The organism is Kitasatospora sp. NPDC001603 (genome assembly GCF_040298365.1).
In the GTDB taxonomy this organism is placed as follows: domain Bacteria; phylum Actinomycetota; class Actinomycetes; order Streptomycetales; family Streptomycetaceae; genus Kitasatospora.
Window position 1 is genome coordinate 1 of sequence record NZ_JBEPAA010000104.1, and the last position, 25,427, is coordinate 25,427.

Sequence of the window (25,427 nt, forward strand, 5' to 3'; positions counted from 1 at the left end):
GATACCTCACGCCCCTCGAGATCCGCCAGCGGCACCTGCAAGGTCACACCCTCGCGGCGTAGACGGAGAGTGTCCAGCCGCAGGGTGGAGCTTCACCGCACACGAAATCGCAAGTACAGAGCAAGAATTGTGAAGTGTCGCGTACACGACGACGCTAGAGTGATGGACGCCAACGCAGCGCATGGCTCACTCAACCCCCCACCCCCACCCCCCACCTAGCGAGGTAGGACGCGTGCTTCACTCAAAGGACAGGCTCACCCCACGTGCCACCATCCGGGCCGTCATGGCTCTACTGGCATCCGTCGTGGTCGTAGGATCCGCAGTGGTCACCGCGGCGCCGGCTTCAGCATCCGATGTGTCGGTGAGCTACGTTCACTACGGAGACGGCACCTGGTACAACACCGGACTCGGCGCCTGCGGCTGGAACAGCAATGACAGCCAGCTGGTCGTGGCCGTGTCCCCGCGGTGGTACGGCAACTTCCCCAACCCCAACAACTCCCGCGCCTGCGGCAAGCAGCTGCGGGTGCGGGGCCCCAAGGGCGTTGTGAACGTCACCATCGTGGACAGGTGCCCTAGTTGCAAGGACGAGGACCTCGATCTGAGTCCCGCCGCATTCAGCCAGATAGCGGATCTCGACGCCGGTCGGGTCGGAATCCGATGGGTCTGGGCCTGACCAGCAACCAGTGAGGGGTCGGCAGCAGCCGCTGCCGGCCCCTTTCCGCACTCGTTAGTTAGCAGGCCAGGTCGGGGAGGGTGCAGGCGCTGCTCGTGAAGTCCGCTCACGGTCGGGTGCGCTGATCTCGCCGCCGAAGGGGCGGCCGCAGGGGCGGCGGAACGCAGGACACACCTGATGAGACGCTGTTCGTCGGCCATCAGCGGCTGTGTCCGGCGGGCCCTGCCCCGTCTGTTTCGGCATCCGAAGTCGACCGCCCACCGCCGGTCCCTCATCTTGTGCAAAGCAGGGGTCTCGGGTGTCCCACACGAGGCTGCGCTGGACCTGCTCGACGACGACGGCCTGGTCGATGCCACCCGCGTCGTCCTCGACCCAGCCCGCATCCGGGAAGAACGGGGCGGACACAGAGGTCCGAATGTCCCCAGGCTCTGGACGCGAGGTGAGAGGTGAGGTCCTCCGCCGCTCACGCGCGGCCATCAAAGCTCGCTTGCCACCCTACCTGACTACGAGTCAGGTGTCAGGTCATGCCGACTCCGCGATCAAGTTTGGCAGTACAAGAGAAAGCAGCGTCATGTCCGAAGCCGATCCGCACCCGAGGCCCATCAGCGAGCCGAGGGAAGAGGGCCGACCCGAACCGTGGACTTCAATACGAGTGGAGCACAAAGTCATCTCACCAAAAGTGCACACCTTCAAGCACGAGGCCAGTGAGGACTTTCGTATTGTTGCACACGTGCAGGCGGCATACAGGCTTCATTGTCACAGCGGTGAAGGATCTTGGAAATCGGTCATCTGCCGAGCGGGAGATGCCTGCTATATTCCGCCTGGACGTCCTGTGTTATTGCGCTGGGAACTACTGCAGGCGGAACCGATGGAGCATGTACACATCACGCTCCCAATAGGGGCATTCCAGCGGCACCTACAAGAGGACGGACGGGGACGCGAGACCGATCTGCAGAACCTGGCACAACTCGCCCAGCCCGATCTAGTAATCACCTCCAGTGCCATTGCGTTGGTCAATGCGGCCAGGGCGGGTGCCGGCGAACTGTATGCGGACTGCGCCGCCCAGTACCTCATCGCGCACATCCTGGCCCCCAAGGCGCCACAGTTGAGGGGCCCGCTGACCGACAGGCAACTCGATGCCGTCACAGATTTCATGCGAGCACACCTTTCCGTGCCGATCACACTGGACGACCTTGCCCGGCAGCTTTCCCTCAGTCGCTTTCACTTCTTGCGGCTCTTCAAACAGACTACTGGGATTACACCGCACCAGTATCTGACTGACCTGCGCATGGAGACCGCTAAGTACTGGCTGAGAACAAGGAAAGATGCAGTGGCCCGCATCGGTCAGATGTGCGGTTTCACGACGGCGGCCCATTTCAGCCGGGCATTCCGAAAGCACACGGGCGTTTCTCCGTCTCAATATCGTGACAGCTTTCGAAAGTGACTCAGATACCGCTTCCGCCGACTACGGATCGGTAAAGCGCTCGGCGTAGCTTGGGGCGGTACTGTGGCCCGACCACACCGCATGCGACTCGCCATCTGTCCGCGAAGCGGCGCGTCCCTTGTAGTCGCTGACGAGGCGCACTACCTCCAGTTCGCCGTCACCGTCGGCCAATCGGACGAGCCGCTGGAGCACCTGCGGGAGATGGAAAGCGCTGTCTCCAAGTCGTTGAAGGAGTACAAGCAGCACCGAATGGCCGGTGCAGCCGTGAACGGGCACGAGGCCGCGGTCTGGGAGTTCAGCTACGCGGCAAAGGAGGGCGGCCGCCGGCGGGCGGTCGAGGCGGAGTCCATCGACGACGACGGCACCGACTTCTCCCATCTACCTGCCCGGACAAGGACTGGCCGGAGGGCGGAGCGACGGTTCACCACCGTGCTCAACCACTTCACCCCGACCCACTGAAGCGCGCCCGGGTACGGCTACCAGGCGAGGGCATCGTCACTGCTGCCCTGCCAATAAGTCGAGAAGGCGGCATCGTCGACGTACGTCGGCCGGGGCAGACGCAGGGTCGTCGTGCCGGCCCCGGCGGAACCGATCCTGTCAACAACGGTTACTCGGAGCTCGCCGGCCGTGAAGGCACCAGTGCCGGCGCCGTCGGCCGAGGAGGTGTTGATCCCTGCGTAGGCGGACGCACCGGGAACGAGGGTGACGACCGCCTGAGGCTGGCTGCCCGTGAGGATCTGGACGGCTTCCTCGGCCTGCTCGAAGCGCAGGAGCGGGGCGTGGTAGGCGTCGCAGGGGGTTGTACCGGTGTTGGTGACGGTCAGCAGGAGGTGGTTGACCGGGCGGTCGACCTGATCGACGGCAAGCTCGCTGTTGGCCTCCGAACACGGTGGAACGGAAGACTGCTTGACGTTCTTAGTGGTTGCGGGTGCTGCCGAGGTGTCCTTCGGGGAGGGGGATCCGGTAGAGCCGTCCTGCGACGTGGGAACGACCTCGGGAGTGCGCGACGGAGGGGGCATCGCGCCGGCGACGGCCTGGGTGGGCGATGTCGTGTCAGCCGCACTCAGGGAAGCTGCTGCCGGCGTGGCCACGTTGGACGACGATACCGACTTGGCAGCGTCGTCGGATGAGCCTTCGCAGGCTGTGGCCGCAAGAGCCAGTGTGGTTGCGGCTGCCGCTACCGCGACACGTCGTCGCGCCGTGGAGAAGCTCATTTCCATTCTCAGTCATCCTCGGGATTGCTCGGGCGTTCTTTGAGACGCCATCGGTGGTTCGTGCTCTGTCGTACGTCGCCGCTGGTCATCGGGGGGAAGGTTGCGGGCGGCAACGTGAACGGCCGCCGCGATCGTGGGCGTTTGTGACGACGCATTGTCCGGGAGGGTGGAAAACGCGAGCTCACGACCAGGCCCGCCCTTGGAGGCGAGAGAGAGGGATCACCCGGCCAGCACGGCGGCGACCGGCGCCATGTCGTCACGGAAATAGAAGTGACCGCCGGAGAACGCGTGCCGGCGTACGGTCACGGCGCTGTGCCGGTCCCACGCGTCGAGCTGGTCCGGGGTGACGCTGTCGGCCTCGCCGCCGAGGACGACGAGCGGGACCGCAAGCGGACCGGACTCCCGATGCCGGTACGTCTCCAACAGGGCGAAGTCGGCGCGGAACGCGGGCAGCAACAGCGCCACCATGTCGGGGTCGGCGGCGGTCCGGGGCGGGATGCCGCCGTAGCGCTCGTTCAGGAGCTCGATCAGCTCCTCGTCCGGCAGGCCGGACAGCTGAGGCCCGTGGCGTGGCAGGTGGGGGGCCGGGAACGCCGAGACGACGAGCCGTTCGGGGAGGGGCAGGCCCCGGGCGGCCAGTTCTCGCGTCACCTCGTAGGCGACCAGCGCGCCAAGGCTGTGTCCGAACAGGTCGTAGGGGGCGACGAACTCCGTCTCCGTCAGCAAGGCGCGGACCACGGCGTCCAGGTCGGTCAGGGCCGGTTCGGCGGCGCGGCTGCCGCGTCCCGGCATACAGACGGCGTAGACCTGGGTGCCGCGCAGGTACTGGCCCCAGCGGACGTACTCGCCCGGGAGCCCGCCCGAGTGGGGGAAACAGTACAGATGACGCTCGGGGGTCGCCGTGAGGGAACGGCCGTTCAGCCAGGGATTTCGCCGGGCAGGGGCGGCGCCGAGCAGCGGGACGGGACGGGGCGTGATCACGGGGCGGGGTTCTCCTTCGCCATGGCGGGAACGCCGCTCCCGCCTTCCTCGATCAGCGCCGCGAGCGCCGACGGGGTCTGGAAGCACAGGACGTCCGAGGCTTTGACGGTGACGTGGAAGGCGGAGCCGGCCCAGGCTGCGAGCTTGGTGGCGGTCAGCGAATCGCCCCCGAGGTCGAACAGCCCTTCCTGCGGGTCGATGTCCGGGTGGCCGAGGGCCTGTCCGAAGGCGGTGAGAACCGCCTGGAGAACCGGCGGGTGCTCCAGTGTGGGGACACCGGCCGGTGCGGCGGCGGCAGCCTTCACCGGTGCGGCGGCAGCCTCCGGCGGCGCGACCGGCGCCGTGGCGGCCGCCGTCGCAACAGCGGGCGTGACCGGGACCGGTGCCGGCACGAGGAAGTGGCGGCGTTCGAACGGGTAGGTCGGCAGCGCGATCCGGCGCCGGGGCCCGTCGCCGTGCAACGCGGCGAAGTCGGGGTGCGCTCCCCGGGTCCACATCTCACCGACACCCGCCAGCAGCACCGCCTTCTCGGACGCCTCCTCGGCGGGGTGCGGGGCGAGGCGGACGACGGCCTGCTTGCTGTCGTAAGCGGCGTGCTGGCGGGTCAGCGTGGCCAGGGTGCGGCCCGGACCCATGTCCACGAGGACCCGGTCCGGGGCACCGAACAGGGTGTCCAGAGCCTCTCCGAACCGAACGGGTTCGCGCATGTGCCGCACCCAGTACCGCGATGTGCGCACGGCCCCCTCGTCGACCCACGTTCCGGTGGTGTCCGACAGCACCGGAAGGATCGGCCTCTCACGTGGCAGCGCCTCGACGGCCTCGGCGAAGCGCCGGGTGATCGGGTCGACCAGGGGCGAGTGTCCCGCGGTGGCGATGCGCAGCACCCGGGCCTCCAGCCCGCGGTCGGTCAGTTGCTGCGCGAAGCGCGCCACGGAGGCGGCCGGACCGGTGACCGTGCACTGGCGGGGACCGTTGACCGCACCGATGGCGACGTCGGCGGGGAGCAGGCCGAGCACCTCCTCCTCGGGCAGGCGCACCGCGGCCATCCTTCCGGCCGGCACGGTGCCGAGGAGCCGTCCCCGTTCAGCGACCAGCCGGGCCGCGTCCGCCGGGGCGAACACGCCGGCCGCAGAGGCTGCGGCGTACGCGCCGAGGCTGTGTCCGGTGACGGCGCTCGGCCGCAGGCCCCAGGAGTCCAGCAGGCAGGTGATGGCGTACTGCACGGCGAACACCACCGGCTGGCCGACCTCGATGGTCGCCAGCCTCCCGGCCGCGACCGCCCTTTCGGTGGCCGTGCCGGGGTAGAGGGCTTCGCGCAGGTCGACGCCGAGCGGACCGGCGAGAGTGTCTGCCAGCTCGTCCAGGGCACGCCGGAACGCCGGTTCGCTGTCGTACAGTTCAGCCGTCATACCGACGTACTGGCTGCCCTGGCCGGGGTACATGAAGACCAGTTCGGTGTCGGAGAGCGCGCCCGTCCCTGGGACGGTGGCGCGGCTGCGCAGCGCGGTCACCGCCTCCTGGGTGCCGGACGCCACCACGAACCTGCGGTGGGCGTGGTGCGTCCGGCCCTTCTGGAGGGTCCGGGCGGCATCGCCCAGGTGGGTCTCCGGGTACGTGGCGAGGTGGTCGGCCAGGCGGTCCGCGGCCGTCTCGGCGGCGGCCGGGGTCTTACCGGAGACGACCAGGAGCCGGTGACCGGTGGAGGGCGCGGACTGCTCCCGGTGCGGGGCCTGTTCGAGGACGACGTGGGCGTTGGTGCCGCCGACGCCGAGTGCGTTGACGCCGGCGATCCGCGGTCCGTCCGTCGGCCAGGCACGGGCGGTGGCGTTGACCTCGAAGGAGGAGGTGGCGAAGTCGACGGCCGGATTGGGCCGCTGGTAGTGCAGGGTCGCCGGGACGACACCGTGCTCCACGCTGAGGACGGCCTTGATGAAGCCGGTGACTCCCGCCGCCGCGTCGGCGTGCCCGATGTTGGTCTTCACCGAACCGATGAGGCAGGGGGCTTCGCGGCCCTCACCGGTCCCGAAGGCCCGGGTGAGCGCGGCCACCTCGATGGGGTCGCCGAGCGCGGTGCCCGTGCCGTGGGCCTCCACGTAGCCGACCTCGTGGGGGTGGATGCCGGCGATCTCGTGGGCGGTGCGGACCACTTCCGCCTGGCCCACGACGCTGGGGGCGGTGAAGCCCGCCTTGTGACGTCCGTCGTTGTTGACGGCCGAGCCGCGGATCACCGCGTGGATGTGGTCGCCGTCCGCGAGAGCGTCCGCTAGGGGCCGCAGGACGACCACGCCGACTGCGCTGGCGGCGACGGTTCCGTCGCTGTCGGCGTCGAAGGCACGGCAGCGGCCGTCGGCCGCGACGATGCCGCCGGGTGTGTAGCGCATGGCGGGCAAGTGGGGCACGACGGCGGCGCCGCCCGCGACGGCCAGGTCGCACTCGCCGTTCAGCAGCGACTGCACGGCGAGGTGGACGGCCACCAGCGAGGTGGAGCAGGCGGTCTGCACGGTCATCGCAGGGCCGGTCAGGTCCAAGTGGTACGCGATGCGGGTGGCGGCGAAGTCGGGGGCGGTTGCCTGGCGTAGACGCCATTCGTCGAGGAACGGCATCTCGTCGATGCGGGCCCGTACGGCCTCCGCGTAGCCGTTGCCGCCCGCTCCGACGTACACGCCGGTGACCGGGCGGTCCACGCCGGCGTGCCCGGCCCGTTCGAGGGCCTCGTGGGCGCACTCCAGCAGCAGTCGCTGCTGCGGGTCGGTGATCAGCGCGTCATGGGCCGACAGCCCGAAATAGGCCGCGTCGAAGTCGCCGACGCCGTCCAGGACGCCGTAGGCGGGGACGAAGTCGGGGTGGGCGGGGTCGGCGCGGTCGGGTAGCACGGTGATCGTCTCCCGGGCCGCGAGCAGGTTCTCCCAGAAGCGCTCCACGTCGGGGGCACCGGGGAACCGGCCAGCCATGCCTACCACCGCGACGAAGTGCTCCTGGTCTTCCTGTCCGTTGTGCGTCATGGGGAGTCCTTCGTGGGGTGCGCAGGAGAGGAAGTGGACGCCGTGGCGCCCCGGGTGCCCGGGCCCCCCAGGGCACCGATGACGAACAGGACGGCGGCGAGGGCCTGGACGACGGCCAGCCCCAGGAAGACTGGGGTGATCCCGGCCGTCTGAACGACCGTGCCGGACAGGATCCAGCCCGTCGTGCCGCCCAGGAGCGCGAGGGCCGTCGCGACCGTGAGCGCCTCGGGCCGCCTGTCCAGCGGGATCCGCAGGACGCGGACGGTGGCGACCGGCGCGTTGGAGACGCCGTTGAGCAGGCCCGCGAAGACCAACAGGCACACCAGGCCGGACAGTCCGAGGTGCAGGGGTAGCGCGAAGAACGCCACGCCGAGCCCCACCCTGCCGGTGAGGGCGAGCGTGCGCGGGGGCACCCGGCGCATCAGTCGTCCGGCCAGGAGGGTGCCGGTCAGGGCTCCGCCGCCGAACGCGGTCAGCAGGCCGCCGGCCACGACCGACGAGCCTCCCTCGCGCGTCACGGCGATCACCGGGAGCAGCGCGAACAGCGCCTGCCAGGCCATCTCCCCGAGCGCCAGACCCGTTGACCAGTTGCTCAGCAGCCGGTCCGACAGCAGCAGGCGCAGCGCGGCCACCGGGGAACGGCGGGGCGCCGGCGTCGGCGGCGGGGTGTGCGGCAGGAGCTGGCTCAGCAACAGCGCCGAGGCGGCGAACGACACCGCGTCCACGAGGAGGACGGTGGGGGCGTCGAACAGGGAGATGAGGAGTCCGCTGATCGTCGGTCCCAGCAGGACGCTGAGTCGGGTCGCGCTTTGCAGGGCGGCGTTGGCCCGGCCGAGGAGTCGTTCGTCCTCGCCGACGACGCTCGGCAGGATGGCCTGCTGGCTCGCCAGGTACGGCGCGTAGAAGGCGCCGATGGCGAACATGACGACCACGAAGGTGGCCGTGTTCAGGCAGTGCAGGTAGTACAGCACCGGGAGCAGCGCCACGAGCGGGCCGCGGACGGTGTCCCCGATGAGCATGATCCGCCTGGGTCCGATCCGGCCGGTCCAGGGGGCGCCGAAGAAGCCGAACACCGTGATCGCGGCGAGCTGGGCCGCCATGACCAGACCCATGTCACCAGCGGATCCGGTGAGTTGGAGCACGAGCCACGGCATGGCGACGGCGCTGAGCTGGGTGCCGAGCATGGACGTGGTCTCCGCAGCGAGGAGCACCCGCAGAGTGGGGTGGCTCCAGACCCCGGGCGGGGATCCGGCCGGGGTGGTTCCCGTGGTCACGATCACTCGCCTCCTGCGGTGGCGGGGCGACGACGACCGGGCCGGCCCGACCTGACGGGCCGCTTCGGGTGCCCTGGCCCTTCGGTGTCCCCGGTGGGGCGGCCGGGCTCGTCGGCCGCGCCGAGCACACGGGCCAGGGCGGATACGGTCGGGTGCTCGAACAGCGCGGTGATGGGCAGTTCCCGGCCGAAGGTGGCGACGATCCTGCTGTGCAACGTGGCCAGTGCCAGCGAGTTGCCGCCCAGGTCGAAGAAGGTGTCGTGGACCGAGACTGCGGACAGTCCCAGGACCTCCGACCAGAGCGCGGCGACTCTGCGTTCGGTGTCGTTGCCCGGCGCGACGTGTCCGGCGTTGCCGACGAGGTCGGCGCGCCCTGGGCGCGGCAGGGCGGCGTGGTCCACCTTGCCGCTTGTGGTCAGGGGCAAGGTGGCCAGAACCACGACGGCCTCCGGCACCATGAACGCGGGCAGCTCCGCCCGTGCGCGGCGCAGCAGCTCGGCGCTGTCAGGGGTGCGGTCGCCGCGGGCGGTCACGTAGGCGACGAGGGCCGGCGTGCGCTGCGGGTCCCCGGTGACGGCTGCCTGGCCGACCTCGGGCTGCCGCTGGAGGAAGTGCTCGATCTCGCCGGGCTCGACGCGGTATCCACGCAGCTTGAACTGGCGGTCGGGCCGGCCCAGGTACTCGACGGAGCCGTCGGTCAGACGGCGGCCGAGGTCGCCGGTGCGGTAGACGCGCAGCGGGCCGCCGTCCAGTTCGATCGTGCGGAAGCGCTCCGTGGTCAGTTCGGGCCGGTGCAGGTATCCCTCGGCGAGGCTGTCACCGGCGAGGTGGATCTCACCGACGGTGCCGAGCGGGACGCGCTGCGCGGCCTCGTCGAGGACGAGCATCCGCACCCCGGGCAGGGGGCGGCCAATGCAGTTCAGCGGGGCGGTGCCGGCGCTGTCCACGATGTGCTCGGAGGAGGCGACCGTGTTCTCGGTCGGGCCGTAGGAGTTGAGCACCCGGTAGGGCAGCCGGGCCGGCGGGCGTTGGGAGAGGGCGGCGCCGCCGATGTTCAGCCAGCGCAGGGCGCGGGGCGTGGTGGTGCTGGTGCTCCACATGGCCTCGGCCAGCGCCGTCGCGCAGAACGCCGCCGTGACGCCCTTGGTGTCCAGCCACGCGCCGAGCGTGGAGGGGGTCACGGGCTCCTGGTACGGGACCAGGCAGGCACCGTTGGCGAGGGCCTGCCAGACCTCCATCTGGGAGGAGTCGAAGCTCACGCTGAGCAGGTGGGAGCAGCGGTCCCCGGGGCCGAGGCCCAGGGTCGAGCCCGCCGAGCGCACCAGGTTGGCGAGCCCGCCGTGCCGGACGACGACGCCCTTGGGCTTGCCGGTGGTGCCGGAGGTGTAGATGACGTAGGCCCGGGAGTCGGCGGACCAGTCGGGCAGATCTTCGGCGTCCTCGCAGTGCTCGGCCTCCAGTACGTCGACGACCACGGCAGTCCCGGTCGCCGGCAGCGCGGTCCCGGTGCGGGTCAGCAGCACGTCGGCGCGCACGTCGTCGAGGACGTACTCCTGCCGGGCCGCCGGCCAGGACGGGTCGAGCGGGCAGAACGCGGCTTCGGCGAACCAGGCGGCCAGCATGGCGACGACGAAGTCCTCGCCGCGTTCGAGGAGCAGGGCGACGGTGGGCGTCTGGTCCGACAGGTGCGGCCTCAGGGCCGCAGCGAGCGCGCGGGCGCGGCGCACGAGGCCGCTGTAGTCGAGTGTTCCGCGGGTGCTCTCCACGGCCGGGGCGTCGGGGTGGGTGCGGGCCTGGTGCAGGACGAGCGCCGGGACGGTCGTGACCGGTCCCGGCCGGGGGCCGCGTTCCCAGAGGCGGAGGCGCTCCGACTCCTCGGGCGCGAGCAGGTCGAGCGCGGCCACGGTCGTGTCGAGGCTGTCGGGCAGCCGGTCCAGCAGAGTGGCCAGGGTGCGGGCCAGCTGCTCGACGTCCGCGCGACGCAGCAGGCCGCCGTGGTAGGACATGCGGCCGCGCAGTTGGGAGCCGTCCAGAACGAGCGCGACCGTCAGACCGAGTTTGCCGGTGTAGGCGGCGTCCTCGCCGTCGAGCGGGACGGCGCTGAGCGTGCGTCCGCCGAGGGCGTGGGGCCGCGCCGCGGCCGTGCTGAAGGAGAGGCTGACGTCGCCGTAGGGGGTGCGGCCGGGCCTGCGGGGCGGGTTGAGCCGGTCGATGACGTCCTCGAAGGGGACCTCGCCATGCGCGAAAGCCTCCAGCGTCTCGTCCCGCATCGCCGCCAGCATGTCGCGCACCGTGGCGCCGGGGCCGAGCCTGGAGCGCAGCGGGACGGTGTTCAGGCACGGCCCGAACACGTCCACGAGCCCGTTCCGTCCCCGGTTGGTCATGGGACCGCTGATGACCACGTCGTCGGCACCCGTGCGACGGTGCAGCAGGATGGCCAGCGCGGTGGCCGCCGTCATGAACGGCGAGATGCCGTGCCTCTCGTGCAGGGTGCGCAGGCGCTCGCCCGCTCCCTCCGGCAGCGCCATGTCGATCACGCCGTGCGGGGCGGGCTCATCGGGCGCGGGCAGCTCCAGGTAGGCGGGCGCGCCCTTCAGCCGCTCCTGCCAGTGGGCGAGGGAGGTCTCGTGCCGGCCGGAGGAGCGGGCCGCGCTCTGGGCACGGACGAAGTCCCGGTACTGCGGCGGCAGTACGTCGGTCGAGAGTTCGACGAGGTAGGCGGCGACGGCGTCTGCCAGGCGCGCGGCATCAGCGGCGGACACCCGGTCGCCCCGGTGGGAGAGCACAGCACGCAGCTCGCCGTCCTCTTCCGTCACGGTCAGCGTGGCGCCGAACTTGACCTCACGGGGCCACAGCGACTCGTCGGGCACCGGCCGCAGTTCGGCTTCGCCGAGGACCGCGCGCCGCTCGCCGCGCAGGTTCATGTTGAGCACGACATCGGTGTACGGCGCGGCTCCGGCAGTCTGTTCCGGCCGGAGCCGCGCCAGCACCTCGTCGAAGGGGGCGTGGGCGTGTTCGAAGGCGTCGAGCACCTCGGTGCGCATGGCGGTCAGCGCGTCGCGGGCGGTGGCGTCGGCGGCCTGGGCCGAGCGAAGCACGACGAGGTTGAGGCAGGGGCCCAGCAGGTCGGCGGACGCGGTGTCGCGGATGCCGGCGGGGACGCCGAAGGTCACTGCCGGCATGCCGCAGCGGCGGTGCAGGGCCGTCGCCAGGGCGGCCGCCATGATCATGAACCAGCTCGCTCCGTGTTCGGCCATGACCGGCTGAAGCCGGCGGAGCAGGCCGTCGGGCAGGGCGATCCGGACCGCCCCGTGGGCCCCGGGCCGCTCGGGGGCGGGCAGGGTGAGCCGGGTCGGCCAGCCTTCGAGTCGCTCCTGCCAGAAGGCGAGGTCGACGTCGCGCCGGGCGCCGCCGGGGAGTTCGGCGATGGCGGTGTGGGTCCGGTACTGGAGCGCGGGTGGCGCGGAGGGCACGCCGGCGAGGCTGTCGCGGTGGCAGCGCTCCAGCTCGCTGATGAGGACGCGTACGGACTCGCCGTCCACGACGAGATGGTGCACGCAGAGCATGAACGCGGTGCCACGTGGACCGCAGTCGGCGACGGCCGCGCGAAGCAGCTGTCCGGACGCGAGGTCGAAGGGGCGGCCGGCGGCCTCGTCGAGCCACCGGGCGGCGGCCTCCTCGGGACCGTCGCCGTCCTCGGCCGCGAAGGAGCACACCCTCGGCCTCCACGGCCGCTGGACGTCCTGGCGGACGGTGCCGCCCCGCATGCGGAAGGCGGTGCGCAGGATCTCGTGCCCGGCGACCAGGCGGGCCAGCGCGTCCTCCAGGACGTCGATGTCCAGGGCGCCGGTGACGGTCCAGCCGAGGGAGACATTGGCGGGCGCGCCCTGGCCCATCTGCTCAGCCAGCCAGATGCGGCGCTGGAAGGCGCTCGCGGGCGACTCGTCGTCCTCCGCCGGGCGGCGCTCGGTGGACGTGGCGGACACGACCTGTAGCGCGGGCTCGGCGGGGACCGGCTCGTGTCGTGCGGCGGACGCCGGAACAGCGGGGGCGGTGCTGCGGCGGCCCGCGGCCGCGTCGATCAGGTCGGCGAGGTCGCCCAGACGCGGCGTCTCGAACAGGGTCTTGATCGGCAGCTCGGCACCGAACCGCTCGGCGATCTCACCGATGAGGCGGACGACGAGCATGGAGTGCCCACCGAGGCCGAAGAACGAGTCGTCCTCGGTCACGGCAGGAACGTCGAGCAGATCGCACCACACGGCGGCGAGTTCGGCGGTGGTGCCGGCGCGGGGCTCGCGCCGCGCGGGGGCGGCCGGCGCGGCCGTCCGCGCGCGCAGCTCCTTCACGTCGACCTTGCCGTTGACCGTCAGCGGGATGGTCCGTACGACGTGGAACAGCGAGGGCACCATGTACGAGGGGAGCCGCTGCGACAGGTGGCCGCGCAACTCCGCTGTGCCCAGGTCACGTCCGCTCTGCACGACGGCGACGAGCCGGTCCTCCTCGGCGAACACGACCGCGTCGGAGACGTCGGGGTGGCCGCAGAGCACGGTCTGCACCTCTCCCGGCTCGATGCGGTATCCGCGCAGCTGCACCTGGGAGTCGGCACGGCCGATGAACCGCAGGGAACCGTCCGGCAGATGGGCGGCCAGGTCGCCGCTGCGGAACAGGGTGCCGTCACCGAACGGTGAGGGCACGAAGCGCTGGGCGGTCAGCTCGGGCCTGCCCAGATAACCTCCGGCCACTCCGTCGCCGGCGACGTAGATCTCGCCGACGGCGCCGACGGGCAGCAGTCGACGGCCGGTGTGGCGGTCGAGCAGGTAGAGGCGGGTGGTGGGGATCGCGGTGCCGACCACGCTCGTGTCCGTCTCCATGTCGGAGCGGGTGACGGTGCGCACGCTGGCGTGCACGGTGGTCTCGGTGATGCCGTACATGTTGACGAGGCGGACGTGCGGGAACCGCTCCGACCACTCGGTCAACATCGCCGGGCGCAGCGCCTCGCCGCCGAAGACGACGCAGCGCAGGGCGGACAGCCCGCCCGGGGCCGTCGGCCGCAGGCCGAGCAGGCGGCGGAACGCACTGGGCGTCTGGTTGAGCACGCTGACGCGTTCGCGTTGGAGGAGGTCGAAGAAGAGGCCCGGGTCCCGGGTCTCGTCCTCGGAAACGAGGACGACCCGGCCGCCGTGCACCAGGCCACCGAAGAGCTCCCACACGGAGAAGTCGAAGGCGTAGGAGTGAAACATCGTCCACACGTCGGCGGTCCCGAAGGAGAATGGCAGCCGGTCGTTGTCGAGCAGTCGCACCAGGTTCCGGTGGGTGAGCACGACGCCCTTGGGCCGGCCGGTGGTGCCGGAGGTGTAGATGCAGTAGGCGGCCGAGTCCAGTGGCACGGACGGGAGCACGGTCTCCTCGGCGGCGGGAGCGGCGAGCAGCTCGTCCAGCGCGATTACCGTCCCGTCGAAGTCGCCGGCGGGGCCGGCGGAGGGCGCGAGCGCGAGGCGCACACCGGAGTCCGACAGGATGAACTTGCGGCGCTCCGCGGGGATCGCCGGGTCGATCGGCAGGTAGGCCGCACCGGCCAACAGGGTGCCGAGCACCGCGCGCACCTGGTCGGCGCCGCGCGGGAACAGCAGCGCGACGAGCTCGCCCTGGCGAACGCCCGCGGCCAGCAGGCCCCGGGCGACCGCGCGGGAGTCGGCAATCAGGGCACCGTAGCCGACCGTGACGTCGCCGTCGGTGAGCGCCGGGGCATCGGGCCGGGCGATCGCCTGCCGTGTAATCAGTTCGTGGGCGGGGGTCTCCTCGTACGACGCATCGGTGGCATTCCAGACCTTCAGCTGGACGTGGCGTTCCTGCTCCGAAAGCGGGTCGATGCCGGCCACCTCGCGCTCGGGGTGCTCGGTCAGCTGCCGTACGGCCGTGACGTAGTGCTCGGCCATGGCGGAGATCTGGTCGTGGTCGTAGTACAGCCCGTTGTAGACGAGGTGGCCGCGGTGGCCGTCCCCGTCCGGCTGGAGGGCGAGGTGCAGGTCGTACTTGCCGCGGCCACCGGCCGTGTCCACGACGTGCGCGAAGGTGCCGTCCGGACCGGCCAGGGGCGCCGCGGCGGGCAGGTAGCTGTAGAGCACGTCGAAGAGCGCCGTACGGCTCATGTCCTTCGACGGGTCGACGGCGCGCACCAGTTCGTCAAACGGGGCGCGGTCGTGGGCGCGGGCGTGTGCGGTCTCGGCGGCGGTGTGGGTGACGAGGTCGGCGAACGACCGCTGGGCGCGTGGGCGCAGGCGGACGGGCAGCAGGTTGCCAAGGGGACCGACCACGTGCCGGTCCCGCTCGTCCCGACCGGCGTGGGACAGACCGAGCACCATGTCCTGCTGGCCGGAGTACCACTGGAGCAGTGCCGCGAAGGCGGCGAGGGCGACCTCGGGTACGTCGGCGCCGAGCCGGTCGGCGGCGGCGCGCAGTCCGAGGCCGGGCGGGAGGGTGAACGCCACCGACCGCTCCTCGTAGACGTGGACGGCGTCCCGCGTGCGGCGCTCGGGGAGCCGTAGCGGGTCGGCCGGCGGCCGGAGCACGGCGGTACGGGCGGCGAGGTGGGCCCGGTGGATGTCCTCCTGGTCGGTGTCGAGCCAGGTCTGGTAGCTGCTCGGCAGCGGGGCCTCGCCGTTCGGGCCGGCGAGGATCTGTTCGGCGACAGTGAGCAGGGAGACGCGGTCGACGACGGCCTGGTGTCCACTGAGGGCGATCCAGCCGCCCGGGGTGTCCGCATCGGGCAGGACGGCGACCCGCAGCAGCGGTCCGGCGCACAGGTCGAACGGTTCGCGGCTCCAGGAGGTCAGGGCCTCCGGGACGGGCCGGTTCCGGTCCGGGCCGCCGCCTGCGGGCAGCCACTCGGGGAGCACGGCCGCCTCGGTCCGCACGTGCTGGACGACCCGGCCGTCCACGTCGAGCAGTTCGGTGCGCAGCGCCTCGTGAGCGCTGACGACGGCAGTGACGGATTCGGCAAGCCCGGTGCGGCCCGGGAGGGTGTCAAGCCGAAGGAACAGGGGCAGGTTGTGGTACGTCGGCGCGGCCGGATACAGGTAGCCCGTCTCGAAGCGGTCGACGAACCACATGCGTTCCTGGTGCGCGGAGGCGGGACGGGTGTCCTCGGCCGCGGGGGCCGTGGCGTCAGGCCCGGACGGCCGCTCGGTCGCGGCGGTGCCGTTCGGCTGCGCGTAGTGGGCGTCGAGCTCCTTGAGCAGGATGCTCTCGCACTCACCGTCCCACAGCAGGTGGTGCAGGCAGACGAAGAGCACCTGTCCGGCGTCGCCGAGCTCGATGAGGGCGGCGGTCAGCAGACGGCCCGTGGTGATGTCGAAGGGCTCGTGCGCAGCGGTGCGGATCCAGCCGTTGAGGGCTTTGTCGGGGTCGGGGTCGCCGCGGAGGTCGACTCGCTCCACGCGCGGGGTCCACGGGGCGCGGACGCTCTGCGTCAGATCACCGTCCGCCTCGTGGAAGGCGGTGCGCAGGATCTCGTGGCGCGTGATCGTCGCGGCCAGTGCGCGGGTGACGGCATCCGCGTCGAGGGGCTTCTCGACGCGCCAGGCGAGGGGCACGTTGTAGGCCGCCGGATCGCCCGCGACGCGCTGGGCGAGCCATATCCGGCGCTGGAAGCTGGAGGCGGGGAAGGTGTCCACGGCCGGGACGGTGTGCCGCGCCGGGGCGGGGGCGCCCTTGACGGTCCCAGCGGGCAGGACGTGGGTGGCGAAGTCCGCGAGCCGCGGATGGTCGAAGAGCGTGCGGATACGGGCCGACGTGCCCGGGAAGCGGCTCTGCACCGCGGCCACCAGCGTCTCCGCCAACAGCGAATGTCCGCCCAGCTCGAAGAACGAGTCCTCGTCACCGACGGGACCCGAACCGAGCACCGACTGCCAGACCTCGGCCATCTCCCGCACCTGCGCGCCGAGTCCGGCCGACCTCACCGGAGCATCGGCGGATCCGGCGGGCGTGCCTGGGGCCAGCACGTCGGCGAGAGGGGCATCAGGGTCGGCCCCGATCGCGCGCAGGATGGACAGGTAGTCCTCGGCCATGGCGTGCACCACGGTGGCGCCGAGGGAACCGGCCGGGTCCTTCCACAGCAGATGGGTGCCGCAGCTGTCCTGCCGGACCATGAGGGCGAGGCGGAAGCCGGCGGTGCTCTCCATGTCCATCAGGCTCAGCCGTGCCTCGCTGTCGCCGTGGCTCAGCCGGACGTCGTGGACGTCGATGTCATCGTGGAGACCGGCGTGCCAGTACTGGAAAACCGCTTGGTGGGTGCGGCGCTGTGCCTCGGGCCCGGTCAGTCCGGCGGCGCGCATGATGGCGGGCAGAGGCAGGTCGCCGTGGGCGAGGGTCTCCTTGACCCGCTCGCGCACCCTGGCCAGCAGGTCGCGGTAGCGGTCGTCGGCGCGGACCGGGACGCGGACCGGCAGGGCGTTGACGAAGTAGCCGACACGGTTGCGTACTTCGGGCAGGGCGCGACCGTGGTACGGCAGGAACGACAGTACGTCGGCGCTGCCGCTGTGGCGTCGCAGCAGCGCGAACCAGGCGCCCATCAGCACGGTCACGAACGACATGCCGGAGTCGGCGGCGCGGTCGCGCAGCGCGGCGGCCAGGTCCGCCGGCAGGACCTCGCTGACGACGGTGTAACGGGGTTCCTCCCGTCCCGCGGGCAGGGTGAAGTCACCGCCACCGCCGAGGGTCTCCTTCCAGTGGAGCCGGTGCTCCTCACCCTGCGGGCCGTCGGCGAGGTCGCGCGTATGGGCGGCGAAGGCGGCGAGCGCGGGGGCGTGGTCCTCGCGTGGAAGGTCCTCGCCGCGGTAGGCGGCGCGCAGCGCGTCCAGGAACAGCAGGACGGAGGCGCCGTCGTGGACGAGGTGGTGTACGGCGATGAGCAGCACCGTGTAGTCCGGGCCGTCGATCAGGTCGACGCGGGCGAGCGGGCCGCGCCGCAGGTCGAAGGGGGTCTGCCAGGCGGCTCGGATCGCGCCGTCGCGGTCCTGCTCCGTGCGCGTGCGTCGGACGGGGATCTCCGGGGCGTCCGACCAGTCGAGGACGGGCCCGTCCGTGCCCGGACACACGCGGGCACGTAGGTGCGGGAACGCCTCACCTGTCTCGGTGACGGCGTGGCGCAGCCGCTCGACGTCCAGGGTGCCGGTCACCTCGAAGGGGGTGGGAATGATGTGGGTCCACTGCTCGGGGTCGAGTTTCCAGGAGACCCACATCGCCTCCTGGCCCACGGTCAGGGGAACGTGCTGCGTGGGGGTGCTCATGCGGTGCTCTTTTCGATGCCGCCACCGTGGGAAGTGCGCGGGGTGCTGTCGGCGGTGAGAAATGCGTACCCGGTGCCGGACATCCAGGCCGAGGCGACCGCTTCGATGTCCGGTCCGGCCGGGCCCTGGAGCCGGCCGAGCAGATCGGTCACCCGCTGCCGGGCGGCGGTGCAGAAGATGTCGGCCAGCGCCTGCGTGCTGTCGTCACCGGCGGCCGCGAGGGTTGAGGCGCGGGCGAGCGTGAGGGACACGCCGAGGATCTCCCGGGCGATCTGGGCGAGCTGGATGAGAGTCCTCTCCTTGGCTTCGAGCTCCGCCCGGTCAGGGTGGCGGCGGGCCAGGTCGAGGCAGGTGCGTCCGAAGGCCCGGGTCTGCTCGGCCGCCCAGTGCAAATGGCCGAGGTTGCGGTCGGTGAGGACCGTGCCGGTGGTGTCCAGGGGAGCCTCGTCCTCGTGGTCGAGCTCTGCAACGTGGTCCGGCTCGGGGTAGTAGTACGACAGGATCGCCAGCCGACCGATCCAGTTGTCGATCTGGAAGTCGACGCCGCCGGAGATGCGTAGGTTCCGCAGGTCCCGCAGGAAGCGTTCCAGGGGGACGGGGTGCGCCCCGCGCAGCCGCTTGCTGGGGGCGGTCTCGTACCCCTCACCGGCCAGCAGAGACATGGCGCGCTCCGCGACGTCCCAGGCGAGGAGCGAGGAGGCATTCTTGACTGCGTTCTGCTCGAACCGGAGGTTGAGGCCCCGACCCTGGTCCTCGGTAATCAGGCACCACTGGGCCATGGTCTCAATGGCGAAAGTGTCGGCCAGGCTCTCGGCGAGCCGCCGCCGTACCTCGTCGTACTCCGCCAACGGTCGCTCGTCGATGACGCGCCGGGTGGCGAAGTCGCGCATCCAGCCCACGCACAGCCGGGCGACGGCCAGCGACGGGGCCGCGATCAGGTGCATCCTGCCGCGACCGACGAGCCGCGCGGTGGCGGGGGTCGTGCGCACGACGTGGCCGAGGTCCCGCTCGACGAGCATGTGGGCGCCGCGGACCCGGACCTCCCTGAACTCCAGCCAGCCGTTGGGGAATCCCTTGATGCCCATGTAGGTGTGCCAGTCACCGCTGGTCACTCCGGGGCTGTCGGTGCGCACGAAGAACATCCGCACCCGGTCGACGCCGTCCTCGCGGACTGTGGCGGAGACACTGACCACCTCGGCGACGGGCGCGTGCCCGACGAAGAGCTTGCTGCCGTTGAGCAGGTAGTCGTCGGTGCCCTCGATTCGGGTCGCGGTGGTGAACCGGCGCTGGTTGGCCGCTCCTTGGGGTTCGCTGTCCGCGCTGGCGGAGCGGGCTCCCCGGCGCACCACGTCGCTGAGCAGTTCGCGCAGCGGGCCTTCGGGCACCACTGCAAGGAACGCCCCGGCACCGAGCGCGTTCTCGATGGCGAGGGACAGGGCCACCGGTGTGCTGTACGCGGCGGCCGACGCCACCATGCGGAAGGTGTTGTAGTGCGACAGGGCGTGTCCGCTGAGGGCGGGGTCCGCCTGGAGTGCGAAGTATCCACGCCGACCGAGCTCGTCGAGGAATCCGTCGGGCAGGGCGGCCCGCGCGTCGACGTCGTCGGGGTCGATCCGCTCACGCACGAGGGCGGTAAGCTCCTCGGTCAGCTTCTCCCCGGCCGCGGCGTCCGCGGGGTCCTGCACGGGGAAGTCGCGGACGAGGTCCCAACGGAAGCGGCCCTGGTACAGCTCCTCCAGAAAGCTGACGCGGTCGGGATCGCTGGTCGCGTTCCGTGTTGTGGTTGCCAAGTACTTTTCCTTACCTGTGGAAAGACGGCCGTCCGACCAGGGAAGCCCGCAGCACGGGGTGCTGGCGAGGCTCATTGCCCAGTCGTGGTGACGGTCGCCCTTGGTGCGACGAGAAGGCCTCCACGGATGCGGGCGGTGCCGCACGGCACCGCCCGGCGGACCAGGTGGTCGCGTACGGCGTCGTGGTCCCGTACCGTGCGGCCGTTCCGGTCTCTGCCGCCATCCTCGCCCCGATGACCAGCAGCAATGCACTACAGATCACGACTACAGCTGCCGTGTGCGCTGCTTCGCTCGATCCTGGTTTCGTCCGCTGCACACGACGAGAGGAGACCTCTGCGCCGGCGACAAACTGAGGCCCGGACAGCGTCCCTACGGACAGGGGACTTTGGGCAGGCCAGTGAAATGCGGCTTGGGGCGGGGTGGTCTGGCTTGCCCCACCTCGCCCCAAGCCCTGCGCGTCATCCGTTACCGACGGTGGAAGACGACCTTTTCGCCGAACCGATCGGTAATGCCGTAGTAGGCCCAGTTCCGGAAGCCGCCGTCGCCCTGGTGGACGAACTCACCGTCGCCCTTGAAGACCACCCAGCGGTATTCCTTCGCCCCGAAGGCCACACCGCAGGGGATCTTCTTGGTGCTGCCCTCGGCCACGACTCCGTCGAAGTGCGAGGACCGCTGGGCAGTCGCCTTGAAGACGACGATGTTGTTGCTGGTGTCGGAGCCCCACCCCTGCAGCTCGTCGATCTTCGACCGCAGATCGCACGGGTTCAGGAAGTCGCTCGCGGACGCCGACTGCGGCGCCACGACCGCCAGCGCTCCCGCCACCGCCAGGGCAGCAACGGCTCGCGCCGCCAGCCTGCGTTTCGTTCCCTTCATCACAACTCTCCTTTCAGGCCTAGCGGCCGTGGAAGATGACGCGGTTGCCGTTGCGCTCCCAGTTTCCGTGGAACGCCCAGTTCCGGAAGCCGCCGTCGCCCCGGAGGACGAACTCGCCGTCATGGAACGCGGCCCAGAAGTAGTTGACGTCCTGGGGGAACGCCTTGCCGCACTCTCTCGCCCGGATGTGGTCCTGGTAGACCACGCCGTTGAGGTGGACGGAGCCCTGTGCGGACTCCTTCCAGACCATGATGTTGTACTGCCCGTTGGTGTCCCAGGCCTTGATCTCGTCGATCTTCGACCGGAGGTCGCAGGCGTTGAGCGAGGCGATGGAGACCACCTCGTCGCTGGAGACCGGCGCCGCGGAGGCGGCCTGGGGCAGGGCGACGCCCAGGGTGGCGAGCGCGGCGAACACTGCCCCGGCTGCCGCAATGCGGTTCTTGATGCTCATGTCGGTCCTCGTCTCGCTGGTCAGCCGCGGTGGAGGTGGATGGTGTTCCCGGAGCGGTCGATCCAGCCCCGGTAGCCCCAGTTGATCCAGCCGGCATCACCGGCGTTGGTGAACTCGCCCTCTTCGGCGATCCAGAGGCCGTAGTAGATGTTGCCCCACTGGATGTTGGCGTAGAGGCGCTTGTCGGAGAGGCGCTCCTGGTAGTTCTGCGACAGGTTCATGACAACCACGTTGAACCGGCCGCCGCTGACGTTGAACGCCGTGTCCACGACGCGCTGCACGAACTTCCCTCGGTTGCCCTCCTTGATACCGCTGATGGCAGCAGCCACCTGGAGACCGTTGGCACCGTTGTCGTAGTGCACGCTCACACGGGGGCTGTTCGCGGTGATGGACACCGAGTCCTGACTGCCGAGCGCCTCGGCGTGAGCCGGCAGTGCGGTTCCCCCGAGGACGGCGAGCGTTGCCAGGGAAACGGCGGCGAGCGATTTGCTGATCTTCATGGATCTACCTCTCGGACGGATGTAGTTTCGGACGGGGCACTACGGCCGGTGGAAGTCGATGGTGTTGCCGTGGCGGTTGAACCAGCCCTGGACGGCCCAGTTGATCCAGCTCCCGTCACCGCGGTTCACGACGGTCCCGGACTCGAAGACGATGACGCGGAAGGCCGGGTACCCGTCGCCGTGGGCCACGGCGTCGTACACGACGCCGTTGACGTTCGCCGTGTAGGGGTGCTGCGCCTTGATGACCACGACGTTGTACCGCTGCCGGGCGTCGTAGAAGGCGCCCTCCATCAGGCTCTTCACGTACCCGCCGCGGTTCTGGTGGCTCTGGACGGCGGAGTTGATGATGTCGTACAGCCTGCCGGTGACGTCCACGACCTTCGTGAAGACATCGATGCTGATGTTCTGCACGCCGACCTGGTCACTGGCCACGGCCACGGCCGGCTTCGCGCTGACCGGGGCCGCGACCGCGCTGGCGGCGGGGCTCAGCGCGCTACCGATGGCGGCCGAGGTGACCAACGCCGCGATGACGCGGGTACGCAGTGAGTTCTGCACGTGCACTTCCTCTCGGATGAGCTTTGGCGTGGATCCGTCAGATTGCCGAATCCACTGCCGAGGCTAGGGCCCGATCGATTGGTCTCTCGCGACTCCGGGGGGAACCCTCGCGAGTGCTATGTGAGGGTTCCCCCCGGAGGCTGGCTCTGGCCCGAGGCCGGCACAGCCACGACCGGCGCCCGCACAGCTGCAATCCCCGACAATGGATCATCGAGATGCCTCGCCAAGGCGCCTTCTGCAGGTGCGGCAAGCTGTCGTGCACGCAAGGGCTCCCTGCCTCCCCCTCCCCCGGTAAGAGTCGTCACTGGCCACAAAGGGGGTGCAGCCGCTCAGAATCCACCCCCAGAGGATGAGCGGGCGGTGATCGGAGTCGTGGCAGGCTTCTCGCCCATGAAAGAACCGACCGAGATCCAATCCGGGGCAGGCCAGGCCGCGCAACGCGGCCGGATGCCCGACGGAGCCACCCGTGCCGCCCAGTCCCGCTCGGCCGCGCTGCGCGGCCGCGTCCGCGACCAGCGCCGTTCGCCGGCCCGGCCACGGCTCTGGTTCGAGCTGGCGCTGATCGGGATCAGCTACTGGGTCTACTCCCTGGCGCGCAACGCCGTCCCCGAACAGGAGGCGATAGCCCAGAAGCACGCCTCGTGGATCTGGGACTTCGAACAGAGCCTCGGGGTCGCGGTCGAGCGGTCGGTCAACCACGCGGTCGACGGCGTCGGCTGGCTGATCACCGGCATGAACTACTACTACGCGACGCTGCACTTCATCGTGACCATCGGCGTCCTGGTCTGGCTCTACCGGCGGCACCCGGGGCGCTACGCCGCGGCCCGCACCGTGCTGTTCGTCACCACCGGCATCGCCCTGGTCGGCTTCTACTTCTTCCCGCTGGCCCCGCCCCGGCTGATGACCGACGGCGGCTTCATCGACACCGTGAAGACGCACGGCACCTGGGGGTCGACGGCCTCCGGCCCGGCCACGCACGTGTCCAACCAGTTCGCGGCGATGCCCTCGATGCACATCGGCTGGTCGATGTGGTGCGGGCTGGCGATCTTCTTCCTGGCCCGCCGGACGTGGGTGCGGGTCCTCGGGCTGCTGTACCCGGCGGCCACCCTGGTCGTGATCGTCTCGACCGCCAACCACTTCTGGATGGACGCCGTCGGCGGTGAGCTCTGCCTCCTGCTCGGCTTCCTCACCGCCCGCTGGATCTACCACGCCTGGCCCTACCGACTGCCGAGGGTGCCCGCCCGGGAGACGGCGGAGGAGCCGATCACCGTCCCCGAGCCGTACAGTACGCCCGCAGTCGGTACAGCGCGCTGAAGACATCTGCAGTTCTTCGGGGAGCCCACGAGAATCACGGAAGCCGCCCGACGGACGAGTGCAGCGAGCAAGACCGCCTTCCGCCGGGGCGTCGCAGCAGCGGAGGCTGCACTCGGCCCGGCCCCGCTCGATCGCCGGTGGGCTCCGGCTTCTCCTTGCCGGACGTGACACCCCGTGGGCGCACCCCCGTCGAAGCGTGGCCTGACTCGCCGGGCGCCATCGACCAAGTGGGATCCACGCGCGACTGCGTACCGTCTCCCCCGACCAGCTGCCGCGCTGTAGGGAGCCGACTCTATCCGGGCGACGCCCGTGTGATGACGTTGAGCGCCTTCCAACCTGACGTCGCAGATCACGACGTCGGCGTGGACTGGGGGTTGAAGCCCTGTGACCGGCGGCACGCCATCTCCAACAGGTGGGCATTCGTCAGTGGAGGAAGTCTCAGTTCGCCTGGGCGAGCGACTCCCGAAGGGCAGCCGCGCGCCGGGAGTTCAGACGAATCGGCCAGGACCGTGGCGGGATAGCCAGCCGAGCGGGTAGGCCGAGCCCCGAAGTGTGGATCAGAACCAGGTCTGCCGTAGCCTCACACGGCTACGGTTCCCCCGTCGGACGAGCCGACGGGGGAACCGTGAGATGGCGCGCACCGCTGCACCGGATCGAGGCCGTCGCCGGGCGTTCGACTCAGCCTCAGCTTTGCGGCCCGTGGCTTACTCCCGACACACGTGAAGGACGAACAGGCCGGTCATCCGCCGGGCTTGTCGCCGCCGGGTTGTGTGCTCTGGCTACCGCCCGTTGGCTGGGCGCTCGAGCCGGCTGTCAGAGTGGGGCCCGCGGTGGCGTTCGGATCGACCTTGGGGGCCGGGTCCGGGATGTTGATCGTCTGGATCTGCTCCTTCGGCGCGCCCTTGAGGGCCTGGTTCATCGCCATCTGCCAGATGGGGCCGGGGCCGTCGGCGCCGAACACCTCGGGGAAGTACTTGCCGCCGATGGTGATGTTCTTCATCTTCACGCCGCCGGCCGGGCCGCCGAGCCAGACCGAGGTGGCGAGGGAGGGCGTGTAGCCGCTGAACCAGGCGGCCTTCTTCTCGTCGGTGGTACCGGTCTTGCCCGCGATCTTCCGACCGTCCTCAAGACCGAGCGAGGCCGCGGTGCCCTTCTCGGTCACGTTGAGCAGGACGGTGTTCAGGACGTCGGCGGTGTTCTCGGAGAAGACCTGGTTGCAGGTCGACTGCGGGACCTTGACGTCCTTGCCGTCCACCGTGGTGATCTTGTTGATCGCGATCGGGGTGCAGTACTTGCCGCGCGCGGCGAAGGTCGCGTAGACGTTCGCCATGGTCAGCGGGGAGAGCTCCATGGTGCCGAGGACCATCGAGGGCACCTCCTGGAACGCGTCGCCCTTCGCGGACTGGGTGATGCCGAGCTTGTTGGCCATCTGCTTCATCGCGCAGAGGCCGACCTGCTGCTCCATCTGCACGAAGTAGGTGTTCACCGACAGTGCCATGGCCTGCTTGAGCTCGTACGGGCCGACTTCCTTGTCGGACTCGTTCTTCACCGTCGCCTTGGGCTTGCCACTGTTCTTCCAGGTGCCCGCGCAGGTGGACATCGACGGGTAGTCGATCTTGTTCTCGGACGGGAACGGCTGGGTGGGGGACATCCCCGACTCCAGCGCGGCCGCGGCCAGGATCGGCTTGAACGTCGAACCGGTCTGGAAGCCGTTGCCGCCGCCCATCACCGCGTCGACGTTGAGGTTGACGACGGTCTGGTTCTTGTTCGGGTCCAGGCCGTACGGGCGGGTCTGGGCCATCGCCAGGATCTTGCCGCTGCCCGGCTCCATCATGGAGGCGGCGGCCGACACCGAGTCGGTCACCTTCACCTTGGAGGTCACCGCGTTCTGGGCGGCGGCCTGCTTGTCCGGGTCGAGCGTGGTGTAGATGTTCAGGCCGCCCTGGTCCCAGAACTTCTTCCGCTCGGCGGCGGTCTTGCCGAACGCCGGGTCCTGCTTGACCACGTGCCGGACGTAGTCGCAGAAGAAGCCCATGCCCGCCTGGGCGGTGATGCAGCCGTTCTGCGGG

Annotated in this window: 15 protein-coding genes and 1 pseudogene; 5 read left to right on the forward strand and 11 right to left on the reverse strand. The window is 70.5% G+C overall.

Annotated elements, in window-relative coordinates:
* The first annotated feature begins 361 nt into the window (after positions 1 to 361).
* From ABT263_RS35510 to ABT263_RS35525, 4 genes and pseudogenes are all read left to right on the forward strand, one after another.
* Entirely contained in the window at positions 362 to 673 is a 312-nt protein-coding gene (locus tag ABT263_RS35510) for an RlpA-like double-psi beta-barrel domain-containing protein (RefSeq protein WP_352297252.1), read from the forward strand.
* Between the two features lie 121 nt (positions 674 to 794).
* Positions 795 to 1,090, forward strand: a pseudogene (locus ABT263_RS35515) (IS5/IS1182 family transposase); the annotation flags it as partial.
* A 154-nt stretch (positions 1,091 to 1,244) separates the two neighbouring features.
* Entirely contained in the window at positions 1,245 to 2,117 is an 873-nt protein-coding gene (locus ABT263_RS35520; protein WP_352297255.1) for a helix-turn-helix domain-containing protein, read from the forward strand.
* Positions 2,118 to 2,198: 81 nt separating this feature from the next.
* Positions 2,199 to 2,576, forward strand: coding sequence for a serine/threonine kinase C-terminal domain-containing protein (locus ABT263_RS35525; protein WP_352297257.1), 378 nt, complete (start codon positions 2,199 to 2,201; stop codon positions 2,574 to 2,576).
* Positions 2,577 to 2,593: 17 nt separating this feature from the next.
* Here ABT263_RS35525 and ABT263_RS35530 read toward each other — a convergent pair whose 3' ends face one another.
* From ABT263_RS35530 to ABT263_RS35575, 10 genes are all read right to left on the reverse strand, one after another.
* The gene (locus ABT263_RS35530) at positions 2,594 to 3,337 is read right to left on the reverse strand and encodes a DUF4232 domain-containing protein (protein WP_352297260.1); all 744 of its coding nucleotides are present in this window, start codon (positions 3,335 to 3,337) and stop codon (positions 2,594 to 2,596) included.
* A 213-nt stretch (positions 3,338 to 3,550) separates the two neighbouring features.
* Positions 3,551 to 4,312, reverse strand: coding sequence for a thioesterase II family protein (locus ABT263_RS35535; RefSeq protein ID WP_352297262.1), 762 nt, complete (start codon positions 4,310 to 4,312; stop codon positions 3,551 to 3,553).
* Positions 4,309 to 7,314: a type I polyketide synthase gene (locus ABT263_RS35540; RefSeq protein WP_352297264.1), complete on the reverse strand. Its 3,006-nt coding sequence runs from the start codon at positions 7,312 to 7,314 to the stop codon at positions 4,309 to 4,311. The genes ABT263_RS35535 and ABT263_RS35540 overlap by 4 nt, the downstream gene beginning before the upstream one ends.
* Entirely contained in the window at positions 7,311 to 8,588 is a 1,278-nt protein-coding gene (locus ABT263_RS35545) for an MFS transporter (protein ID WP_352297267.1), read from the reverse strand. The genes ABT263_RS35540 and ABT263_RS35545 overlap by 4 nt, the downstream gene beginning before the upstream one ends.
* A 2-nt stretch (positions 8,589 to 8,590) precedes the next feature.
* Positions 8,591 to 17,875: a non-ribosomal peptide synthetase gene (locus tag ABT263_RS35550; RefSeq protein WP_352297268.1), complete on the reverse strand. Its 9,285-nt coding sequence runs from the start codon at positions 17,873 to 17,875 to the stop codon at positions 8,591 to 8,593.
* A complete protein-coding gene (locus ABT263_RS35555) occupies positions 17,872 to 19,665 on the reverse strand; it encodes an acyl-CoA dehydrogenase family protein (RefSeq protein WP_352297271.1) in 1,794 nt (597 codons plus the stop codon). Before ABT263_RS35555 ends, ABT263_RS35550 begins: the two co-directional genes overlap by 4 nt.
* A 465-nt stretch (positions 19,666 to 20,130) precedes the next feature.
* Positions 20,131 to 20,538 (reverse strand): hypothetical protein, encoded by a 408-nt coding sequence (locus ABT263_RS35560; protein WP_352297273.1) that lies wholly within the window; start codon positions 20,536 to 20,538, stop codon positions 20,131 to 20,133.
* A gap of 19 nt (positions 20,539 to 20,557) precedes the next feature.
* On the reverse strand, positions 20,558 to 20,989 hold the full coding sequence (locus ABT263_RS35565) for a hypothetical protein (RefSeq protein WP_352297275.1): 432 nt from the start codon (positions 20,987 to 20,989) through the stop codon (positions 20,558 to 20,560).
* A 20-nt stretch (positions 20,990 to 21,009) separates the two neighbouring features.
* Positions 21,010 to 21,489, reverse strand: coding sequence for a hypothetical protein (locus ABT263_RS35570; protein WP_352297277.1), 480 nt, complete (start codon positions 21,487 to 21,489; stop codon positions 21,010 to 21,012).
* A 39-nt stretch (positions 21,490 to 21,528) separates the two neighbouring features.
* Positions 21,529 to 22,044: a hypothetical protein gene (locus ABT263_RS35575; RefSeq protein WP_352297280.1), complete on the reverse strand. Its 516-nt coding sequence runs from the start codon at positions 22,042 to 22,044 to the stop codon at positions 21,529 to 21,531.
* 390 nt (positions 22,045 to 22,434) lie between these two features.
* Here ABT263_RS35575 and ABT263_RS35580 point away from each other — a divergent pair, with 390 nt between their 5' ends.
* Positions 22,435 to 23,358, forward strand: coding sequence for a phosphatase PAP2 family protein (locus ABT263_RS35580; protein ID WP_352297283.1), 924 nt, complete (start codon positions 22,435 to 22,437; stop codon positions 23,356 to 23,358).
* A gap of 739 nt (positions 23,359 to 24,097) precedes the next feature.
* Here the strand turns inward: ABT263_RS35580 and ABT263_RS35585 are convergent.
* The coding region (locus ABT263_RS35585; protein ID WP_352297285.1) for a transglycosylase domain-containing protein at positions 24,098 to 25,427 on the reverse strand (1,330 nt) is incomplete at its 5' end.